Here is a 9,937-nt window from a genome sequence, read left to right on the forward strand (position 1 = left end):
CAATGTCAAAATAATAAATAGTCTTAATGCCATCATAGCATAGTTTGTTTATTACATGTAATCATAATAAATGTATTGTTTTGATTTCTGACAAATATAGCAGAATCTTTCATTTAAGATGAAGTAAATATTTCTTCATGCACCGTAATCAAATAAAGAATCAGAAAAGCTACAACCTTCCTAAGATAGAAGCCCGTCTTTTTATTGATTCTGAAGAAGTTACCAAAAGAAATATATGAAAGAGTTTTCAAAGAGGATGCTACTTTATTTTGTTAATCTCTATTACTCCCTGTATGTCTTAAGCAGATTTGAACTTGGACTTGCAACAAAAAAATGGACAACCAGTTAAGAGTCATGCCTCTGATGCCTCTGATTTTTGGTTATACATTTCGTTTTCAAATTCCTCTATTGTTTTATAGTCCAATGTCGAGTGTGTCCTGCTTCTATTGTACCAGGTCTCTATCCACTCGAATATCGATAGTTCCGCTTCGGACCTGAAGCTATAGTTTTGATGGTACACCCATTCGACCTTCAAGCTCTTGAAGAAGGATTCCGCCACTGCCTTGTCCCAGCAGTTCCCTTTTCGGCTCATTGATTGTACCACTGGACCATTATGCTCTTTAAGGATATCGGCAAACTCGTAACTGGCATATTGTGAGTTCCTATCGGAATGGAAAATAAGCCTGTCCGTGGTATTGTTCGACCTTATCGCCATCTTCCAAGCGGGAATTATGGTGTCGGCAGTCCCCAAGGTCTTGCCCATCGACCTTCCAACGACCTTTCGTTGGAACGGGTCCATGATCACCGTCAGGTACATCCATCCCTCACCGGTCCTTATGCGGGTCATGTCGGATACCCATACCTGGTTTTTCCTGTGTACCGTAAAGTCACGGTCCAATATATTGGGCGCTATCGGATAATCGTGTCTGCTGTCCGTGGTGACCCTGAACTTTCTCTTTCTTTTGGCGAAAAGCCTGTTGGCCCTCACTATCCTGGTCTCCCTGCGCCAGCGTCCCAATACCGAGGGGTTCAGCCCAAGTTCCCTACATACCTCTGCTGCATTGCCCCTTGCATGGCTCAGTTCGACAGCCTTTTGCTTGAACTCCATTGTGTACTCTCTTTTTTGTTTTGACATGTTTTCAAAGTTAATTCAAACAGTCAACATGCTCTTTTCTCAATGTCCAGTCAAATGTAGTAAGTCCACAATTAAGTTTTCCAAATTTTCGAGACTTGCGCAACGGTGATCATTGTTGGGCCCAGTGTTATTCATTTATTTCACTCACGAAAGTATTCCAAGCTGGTTTAGGTTGCCCAGTTTCCCAACTGTGAAGACCTAAGTTATCCATAAAACCACATAAATAAGTTGAATCGACACCTTGTTGCTGGGCATATTGGTTGCAGAATCCTTGAGGATAATCATACATACCGTGATAGTAAACGAACGCTACTTTTTTACTGTCTATATATGGTTTCAAAGAGCTAAACATTACTTGCACAAATTCTGTTTGTTGTACTTCAGATGATGAATTTTCACTTGAAGATGTATATCCTATTTCTGTAAATGCAATTGGTTTACCCGCTGCATTCTGAACCATCCAGTCAATATCATCTTTAACTTGGTTGGTTGGACGCATTTGCCAAGGAATGCTATTTTGCTCGTCTGTTGGGTAATAGGTATAGCAAATAAAATCGCCTACATATTTAAATGTGTCAAACAAGGTTGGATTAGTTTTAGCTGAGTTAAAAGTAATAATTGTGCCTACTTTTACTTTTGGATTTAATGCGTGTATTTTCTGAATAGCAGATACATAAAATACTTTGAATCCTTGTAATTGATTTGGATTGGCACTTAAATATCCATCAATTTCATTTCCTATTAAAATATAGGAAACTCTTTCGATGGATGGAACTTCTGAAAAAATTTTATCTAAAAGCAGTGAAAATCTATTTATCATATCGGGATCATCGAAATCCAAGTTTTCTAAATCATCTGGAACTGATTTGATATTTGTATCTATCATTTTCAAGACAAGAATATAACTATTCAATTTGGTCTTATCTGGATCGAGTAAATTAAGAGGATTTGCCAGATTATCTTGTAATGAATAAGAATTAGGATTAGTTTCCAATGTATTCCATTCAGGGCTCATTCCAAATATATTAATGCCATTTCGAACCGCATAGTCCAGTCCTTCAAGATATCCGTCTAAACCGGGAGCTGTATTTTTATATTGTTGCAGAGAAAGTCCAATTAGTAATTTAGGTTTCGGCATTTCAGTAGGTGTAACTGAATTTTTGCTACAAGAAAGAAGCAGTATGGTTAAAAGTAGGTTTGTAAGTATTCTAAACATTGCGTTGTCTTTTAAGTATTAGACAATTCAAATTGCTAATAGGTTACAGAAACTATGTGTTTTCCAGATTGTGCCCAACTAGCTTATATCTCCAACTTTCTTAAGCATATAACGCCAATTTCGTCAGCTATGCCCAAGTGGATAAGCCGTGTAAACTGGGCTTGCAACAAAAAAATGGACAACCAGTTAAGAGTCATGCCTCTGATGCCTCTGATTTTTGGTTATACATTTCGTTTTCAAATTCCTCTATTGTTTTATAGTCCAATGTCGAGCGTGTCCTGCTTCTATTGTACCAGGTCTCTATCCACTCGAATATCGATAGTTCCGCTTCGGACCTGAAGCTATAGTTTTGATGGTACACCCATTCGACCTTCAAGCTCTTGAAGAAGGATTCCGCCACTGCCTTGTCCCAGCAGTTCCCTTTTCGGCTCATTGATTGTACCACTGGACCATTATGCTCTTTAAGGATATCGGCAAACTCGTAACTGGCATATTGTGAGTTCCTATCGGAATGGAAAATAAGCCTGTCCGCGGTATTGTTCGACCTTATCGCCATCTTCCAAGCGGGAATTATGGTGTCGGCAGTCCCCAAGGTCTTGCCCATCGACCTTCCAACGACCTTTCGTTGGAACGGGTCCATGATCACCGTCAGGTACATCCATCCCTCACCGGTCCTTATGCGGGTCATGTCGGATACCCATACCTGGTTTTTCCTGTGTACCGTAAAGTCACGATCCAATATATTGGGCGCTATCGGATAATCGTGTCTGCTGTCCGTGGTGACCCTGAACTTTCTCTTTCTTTTGGCGAAAAGCCTGTTGGCCCTCACTATCCTGGCCTCCCTCGGTCTTGAGGCCCCATATCCCCTTTTCAAGAGCTCATCCTGGATCCTTGGTGCCCCGTAACTCCCAAAGCTGTCCTTGAAAATACCATGTATGGCCACCGTCAGGGCCTCGTTCTCCAACCATCTTCTGGAAGGCCCGGTTCAACCAATTGTAATACCCACTTTTGCTTATCTTGAACATTTTGCACATCTTCCCGACAGGAAATTTGAACCTGTGGTGTTTTATGAACCTATATTTTTCCTGTCGCCCTAGGAGAAGATGGCTATTGCCTTTTTTAGGATATCGCGCTCGATCTCCACGCTCCTCAGTTTTTTCTTGAGCTAGGTTTATCTCCCTTTGTTCATCAGTAAGCTTGGGGTTCCCCTTTCCGGGAAAAAACTGTTCTCCCCATTTTTTTTGGCCTCCCTGCGCCAGCGTCCCAATACCGAGGGGTTCAGCCCAAGTTCCCTACATACCTCTGCTGCATTGCCCCTTGCATGGCTCAGTTCGACAGCCTTTTGCTTGAACTCCATTGTGTACTCTCTTTTTTGTTTTGACATGTTTTCAAAGTTAATTCAAACAGTCAACATGCTCTTTTCTCAATGTCCAGTCAAATGTAGTAAGTCCAAAGCGAAAGGGAATAGAGACCAAACCCCTAGGGCAAGGCGCGTTGTTTTTCCAATATAACGGGAAATGAAGATTACGCATAGTGCCTGCCCGCATGGGGCTTGGCTCTCTCCCTGTTTTAAGTTCACTGTCTCATAAAGCCCAGCCCTATATATTTTAGAAAATCGGGGATAGAGGACCGCCAAAATGTCCAATCATGCCCACCATCAATGATGCGGAACTCATGGTCTATTTTCATGTTTCGTAATGAGACATGGGCCGCGGCATTACCTGTATATAGAAAATCATCATCGCCGATGTTAAAGTAAAGTCTTAATTTCAGGTTATCCTTTGCTATTGTATTAATCAATTTCATGGGGTTGTTGGCATCCCAATGGCTAGTATCCGGGTTTTCAGAATCTACATCCATCCCATAAAGGTTTTTAGCCAGTCCTTTCCACATGGGGTTTTTGGTCATTGGATCATCCATTGAAATAATTGCCGCACTGAGTGGCACACAGGTACCGAACATATCATGGTGTTTCACCCCATACAAAAAGGCGCCATAGCCACCCATTGAATTGCCTACAACGGCCCGGTGTTCCTTTGTCTTTTTAATCCTATAGGTTTTTTCGACCATTGGTATAAATTCTTGAAAGAACATATCTTCAAACCTTGAATTGCCTTGGAAATCATTGATGTAAAAATACTGCCCTCCATCAGGCATTATTACAATTGAAGGAGGGATTTGTGCCTTCTCAATGGCAGAATCCATGAAATGGTCTATAAGCCCATATTGTACCCAAACATTTTCATCACCCCCATAACCGTGCAAAAGATAGATTACAGGGTAGCTTCTTGTAGAGTCATCATAACCGGTTGGCAAATAAACGGTATAATCAACCTCTTTGCCCAAAATGGCGCTTTTTACCGACTGTCCTTCCAAAACTTTTCCCTGGCCAAAACAAAACATCGTGCTTAGTAGAGTTATGGCAATTGAAGTAATAGAACTTCTTGATTTTTTCATTTTTTGTTATTTATAGATTATCCAAGTTGATCTTTTTGCTGCCGAACAAAGGGGCATAGGTCCGAGCCTCGGCAAAAGTCAGTCGATTCCGCAAATAAACGATTTGGGCATGTACTCGTGTAAAAGGGGTGTCAATCTCAGGTGGGATATCATACCATTCGTCATCAAAAATCAAGATAACGCTTCTATTTCCAGGTAATGCGCCCGGGGTGAGCACTCCGTGCAACTTTGGGGCTGGGTCACCTTCGTTGGCATAATGGACATATTGGGGGCCTCGGGGGAACCACATACCTGCACCACCCGATGTTTCTACCATGAGTTGGCCCAATTGGCTGTTCGAAAGCTGGTTTTCCAGCGAACGTAGTGATCTGGCCAAGTGAAAGGCCCCCTGACTGTGTCCCAACAAAAGTACCCTGGTCTCTGTATCAATGATTTCGAGCACACTCTTTTCAATAGCGGCCTCCACGACCTCGTTGGTGGGCAAGATGATTTCAAGAGCATCCAGTTTTCCTCCTTTGGTGCCATTGTGTATGCCAACAACGGGGCGACCTGTAAATTCTGCAATTTCAAGCATGCTTTTGAACTGTCTTGTCACATCGTTGCCGGCACCGTTGATAAACCATATGGGTTCGTCGTTTGTGATTGTTTCTGGGTATACTGGGGGCACATCCAGAATACTGGTGGTCCGATAATCAAAAAGTAAGGTGTCCGCCCCTACGTAGTAACCATCAAATTGAATGTCTTCGGACATGTTGCCGAACAGCGATACTTTATCCGACTCGGTTAGGTTTTTGGAAGCATTCAGGTTTTCTTCCTCAAAAGATGTGTCCGAGCAGGAGGCGAACAATAGCAATGACAAAAATGCCGTTCCAAAAAATAAGCGATTGATTTTCTTCATAGTTAAATTGATTTATATAATTTTTGTTAAAATTCTAATATGTATAGGTCACTTCATTGGGCAAATACCCGATTCTATGGGCATTGATGATAAGTGTCTGTCCCTTTTCCAAATTAATGGTTTCTCCTAGGTAGATCTTCCATGGCTTGTGCACATCAACAAGTTCAATGGTCTTTTCTTGGTCGATTGTAAAACCAAAATCCCAACTTTTGGCCCTACGCCTTGATTTCGCGTCAAGGAGGTCACCTTGGTCAACTATGCGATAACCGATCGAAGCTCCTTTAGTAGCACATTCTATAGTAACCCCATTTTTGTTACCTATTATTTTCGGGGGAGATGTTTTAGGAGGTTCCTTTGTGTTTTTCCACCAATTGTTGAATACCATCTCTTTTTCGCCGACCGAGGATAGGTCGCCCACTTTTGTTATCCAATCAAAAAGAGTTTCTTTAAGTTCTTTCTTTTTTGCCGCATATTGGGGCTCTTCCGCAATATTTAACAACTCATTGGGATCCATTTTCGTGTGATAGAGTTCTTCGGAAGGTTTATTTCCGGCAAACCAGTCCAACAGATAGGGGTTATCTAAATTTCCCTCTTTATAGAGTTCCAATATTTCTTTCATCGTGGGTATGCCCTTTCTGTATTGCAGGTCTTGGTATTTGGGGAGTTCTGGCATAAAGTTGTACACATACCTGAAGTCACCGTCGCTCACAGACCGTACCCTATCATATTTATTTGCCATACGGTCTCTCGCCGCAAAGACATACTTTCTTCCTTCCGAAGATTTGTATGCCCCCAGAAAAGCGGTTCCCTGAAGATGGTCGGGAGGCTTGATACCCGCTATGGAAAGCATTGTTGGTGCCAAGTCCACTGCACTGATCAACCTATCGTCTTTGGTGCCGGAAAAACGGTTTTTGGGAAATTTAATGATTAAAGGTATATGCGTCCCCCTTTCAAGAATTTCCCGCTTGGTCCAAGGCATGCATCCACCATGATCGCTAAAAAATATCACATAAGAGTCATCATAGACTTGATCTTTTTTTAACTTGTCAACAATCTCGCCCACAGCCTGATCCATTTGTTCGATACGGGTATAGAGAACTGCCATATCTTTGCGCACAGTTTCGGTATCGACGTAATATGGAGGCAACTTCATGTCATTGGGGTCGAAAAAAATGCTGTCTGGCGACGCCATCAACTTTGATTCGTGTGTGACAGCCAAGTTGAACACACTGAAGAACGGAACGTTTTTAGGCCTATATTCATAAGAAGCCGCTGGGCTACTGTCATCCCAAACTGTAACCGGCACTTCAAACTGATAATCTTCTTTATAGTTGTTTGTCGTATAATAGCCCCGTGCCCTTAGATATTCAGGAAAAGCCTTTACATTGTCCGGCAAAACGGCTGAATAGCTTGGCAGGCCTTCCGGCATAAAAATTGTTGAGTTAGAAAGGGTGCGCATGTGTTGTGTGCCTATAGAAATTGCATGCATGCCGGTAATAATGGATGATCTACTGGGTGCGCATACCCCGGACGTGGTATATGCTTTTGTAAAAACAACCGCATCTTGAGCCAGAGCATTTATGTTAGGGGTTTTCGCAATTGAATCGCCATATACTTCCAAAAAAGGGGAAATATCCTCGCATACTATCCAAACTATATTCGGGCTTTGCTGAGAAAACATCACCTTACACATAAGAAAAACCAATAAGATGGCAACCATAAGCAACAACCTAGTCGTTCCTTGACCTATTTTTTTAAGATGACTTTTCATGTCTGCAGAGTTTTAACTTGTTGGTCGCCCATTTTTAGTAAGAGATGAAAACCCTTTTTTTATAGACATCATTTTTTGTTTTCTTGACACTCTTAGCCCTTTTGAGCTGGGCACCCAACTTCTCATATCATTAAAAAGTTAATTTGTAAAAAAATTTATCATTGTTATCAATTCTTTATTTTTTTTATACATTAGTTGCGATAATTTCAATAATGGGACATGATAATATTCCATTTACTAATTATGATTTTGTCAATCGGCAAATTTGCCATACCATTTGGATTACGGTATCAATGGGAAGAGAAAAAAAAATAGACCAAGTATTGGACTCTATAGAGAAACTGCTCTGGAAAGATCTGAAGAAAGGCTGTTTGGCATCTTTGGGGTCTCTATATGACCTTTACGTTGACAAACTTTTTGCCTATGGGTACAAAATCAGTGGAGATAGAGCTAAAGTTCAAGATGAAATCCACAATCTTTTTCTAGACCTTTATAGATACCACAAGAAATTATCGGATGTCAAAAACATAGAGGCCTATTTGATAATGTCCCTTAAAAGAAAACTCATTAAGCAAAGCGACCATAAGATCAAGAGTTTGGAGAGCGAATTGGAAACCTTTAACAATAGTTACTCTACTGCAGGCCTGACGGTTATTTCACATGAGGAAGAAATGATCGAAGATGAAAAAGAAAATGAACTGTCAAAGAGGCTAAAAAAAATAATGGTTAATTTAACGGATCATCAACGAAAGATACTTCGACTTCGTTTCGCCCAAGAAAAGACATATCAACAGATCGCCGGAGATTTGGGACTTTCTGTTGCTTCTGCCAGAACGCTGGTTTACAGAACGTTAAAAACGATCCGCGACACGGCCTTAACATTGTTCTTTTAAAAAAGCGTTTTTTTTTGTCTATAAATATCAAAAACTGCCCTCTTATATATGGACGGTAAGTTCCATTTACCCCATAATTACAAATAAAGTATGAACTTTAGCGAGAACGAACCACTTTCCGACTTAGAGCGGACAAAGCTTAAGAGCCGTATTATAAGATCGGCCAAACTTCTAAGAAAAAATGCAAAAAGGCAACGAAGGGCAACGTTGTTGTACGGTGCGGCGGCATCGATAGCGCTGTTGTTTGCTGTTTTTACCGTTTTTGACAAATCTAGCGAACAGTCATTGCAGGATTATATTGATGAAAATAAATCAATTGTTGACTTTGGCAGTAGCAGCCAAGTAATCGTGGTGCTCGGAGAGAGAGAAAAAATTCAACTAAATGAAAAGAACAACACATTAAGGTACTCGTCAACGGGAAAAGATCTGCACGTGGGAACAGGTGAAAAATATAGACAAACTATAGAAGATGAAAAAAAACCTGTATTCAACACGATACTGGTGCCCTTTGGAAAACGTACCGACGTGACCCTTTCTGATGGAACGAAAATATGGATAAATTCAGGGTCTAGGCTTATCTACCCTGCGTTTTTCAGGGATAAGGAGCGGGAGGTCTTTCTCGAAGGTGAGGCCATATTCGAAGTTGCACATAACCCATCAAAACCCTTTCGGGTGATCTCGACCAATCAGGAGATCAATGTATTGGGAACCGTTTTCAATGTCAGCACTTATCCCGATGATGAAATGGCTAGTACAGTTCTTAAGAGCGGCAGTGTTTTGGTGACCTATGACCATGATGACGAAAAGTCTTTTAAGATGGCCCCGGGCACAATGGCTGGCTATAATACCAAAACCAAAGAAATAGAAATGCACGATGTGAACATTGATGAATATTTTGGGTGGAGAGAAGGCTTCCTAAATCTGAAAAACCGTGATTTGGAATATATCACCACAAAATTGTCGAGATATTATGGTGTGGAAATTTTCATAAAGGAAAATCATTTAAAAACAGAAACATTTTCTGGAAAACTTGACTTAAAGGAAAATCTGGGGCAAGTCATACAAACTATAGGAGAAGCATCTAACTTTTTTGCGGAATATCAAACCGACAAAATCATACTGGCCTCCACCAAGTTAAATTTAAAAGATACAGTGCCTATGAAATAAAATATACAGAATGAAATGAAAACCGACAGATGTTGGCGCATCTGCCGGTAAAATGTATTACCGAAGTAATAACTAAACTGAACTCTAAAATTATGAATAATTACTTAAGTATTGCCCATGTTCTAGGCAAATTAAATGGTCAATCCATTTCAATAAAAATAATGAGGTCCTTTCTTTGTTACATATTATTGGGGTTAACCGCCCTCAATGCAAACGACTCTTACGCACAGACCAAGTTTAATCTTGACCTTAAAAATGTAAGTTTAGAGACACTATTCAACCAGTTACAGGATGAAAGCGAGTACATCTTTTTTTACAAAGATGGTATTTTGCCCAATGATAATTCAATTACTCTCAAGAAAAACAATATAACCTTACCTAACGTTCTTGACTCTTTATT

General features: G+C 40.6%; 9 protein-coding genes and 1 pseudogene. 3 read left to right on the forward strand and 7 right to left on the reverse strand.

Annotation, left to right across the window (positions count from 1 at the left end):
* Positions 1–352: 352 nt before the first annotated feature.
* From A7D14_RS11375 to A7D14_RS11405, 7 genes and pseudogenes are all read right to left on the reverse strand, one after another.
* Positions 353–1,135: an IS3 family transposase gene (locus A7D14_RS11375; protein ID WP_141673372.1), complete on the reverse strand. Its 783-nt coding sequence runs from the start codon at positions 1,133–1,135 to the stop codon at positions 353–355.
* 127 nt (positions 1,136–1,262) lie between these two features.
* A complete protein-coding gene (locus A7D14_RS11380; protein WP_067034461.1) occupies positions 1,263–2,351 on the reverse strand; it encodes a hypothetical protein in 1,089 nt (362 codons plus the stop codon).
* A 193-nt stretch (positions 2,352–2,544) separates the two neighbouring features.
* Positions 2,545–3,318: pseudogene (locus tag A7D14_RS20560) on the reverse strand (IS3 family transposase); the annotation flags it as partial.
* Positions 3,319–3,522: 204 nt separating this feature from the next.
* The gene (locus A7D14_RS20565) at positions 3,523–3,735 is read right to left on the reverse strand and encodes a transposase (RefSeq protein WP_220123573.1); all 213 of its coding nucleotides are present in this window, start codon (positions 3,733–3,735) and stop codon (positions 3,523–3,525) included.
* Positions 3,736–3,926: 191 nt separating this feature from the next.
* On the reverse strand, positions 3,927–4,808 hold the full coding sequence (locus A7D14_RS11395) for an alpha/beta hydrolase (RefSeq protein WP_036379425.1): 882 nt from the start codon (positions 4,806–4,808) through the stop codon (positions 3,927–3,929).
* Positions 4,809–4,818: 10 nt separating this feature from the next.
* Entirely contained in the window at positions 4,819–5,706 is an 888-nt protein-coding gene (locus A7D14_RS11400) for a hypothetical protein (RefSeq protein ID WP_036379423.1), read from the reverse strand.
* A 34-nt stretch (positions 5,707–5,740) separates the two neighbouring features.
* Positions 5,741–7,477 (reverse strand): sulfatase, encoded by a 1,737-nt coding sequence (locus tag A7D14_RS11405; protein WP_081894176.1) that lies wholly within the window; start codon positions 7,475–7,477, stop codon positions 5,741–5,743.
* A 293-nt stretch (positions 7,478–7,770) separates the two neighbouring features.
* Here A7D14_RS11405 and A7D14_RS11410 point away from each other — a divergent pair, with 293 nt between their 5' ends.
* The 3 genes from A7D14_RS11410 to A7D14_RS20235 all read left to right on the forward strand — a co-directional run.
* A complete protein-coding gene (locus A7D14_RS11410; RefSeq protein ID WP_163634980.1) occupies positions 7,771–8,370 on the forward strand; it encodes an RNA polymerase sigma factor in 600 nt (199 codons plus the stop codon).
* 90 nt (positions 8,371–8,460) lie between these two features.
* Positions 8,461–9,537, forward strand: a complete 1,077-nt coding sequence (locus A7D14_RS11415) for a FecR family protein (protein ID WP_036379419.1) — start codon at positions 8,461–8,463, stop codon at positions 9,535–9,537.
* A gap of 92 nt (positions 9,538–9,629) precedes the next feature.
* Positions 9,630–9,937, forward strand: a 308-nt coding sequence (locus A7D14_RS20235; protein ID WP_218058531.1) for a hypothetical protein, incomplete at its 3' end; no start/stop codon positions are given.

Source organism: Allomuricauda sp. CP2A (genome assembly GCF_001683915.1).
GTDB lineage: Bacteria > Bacteroidota > Bacteroidia > Flavobacteriales > Flavobacteriaceae > Flagellimonas.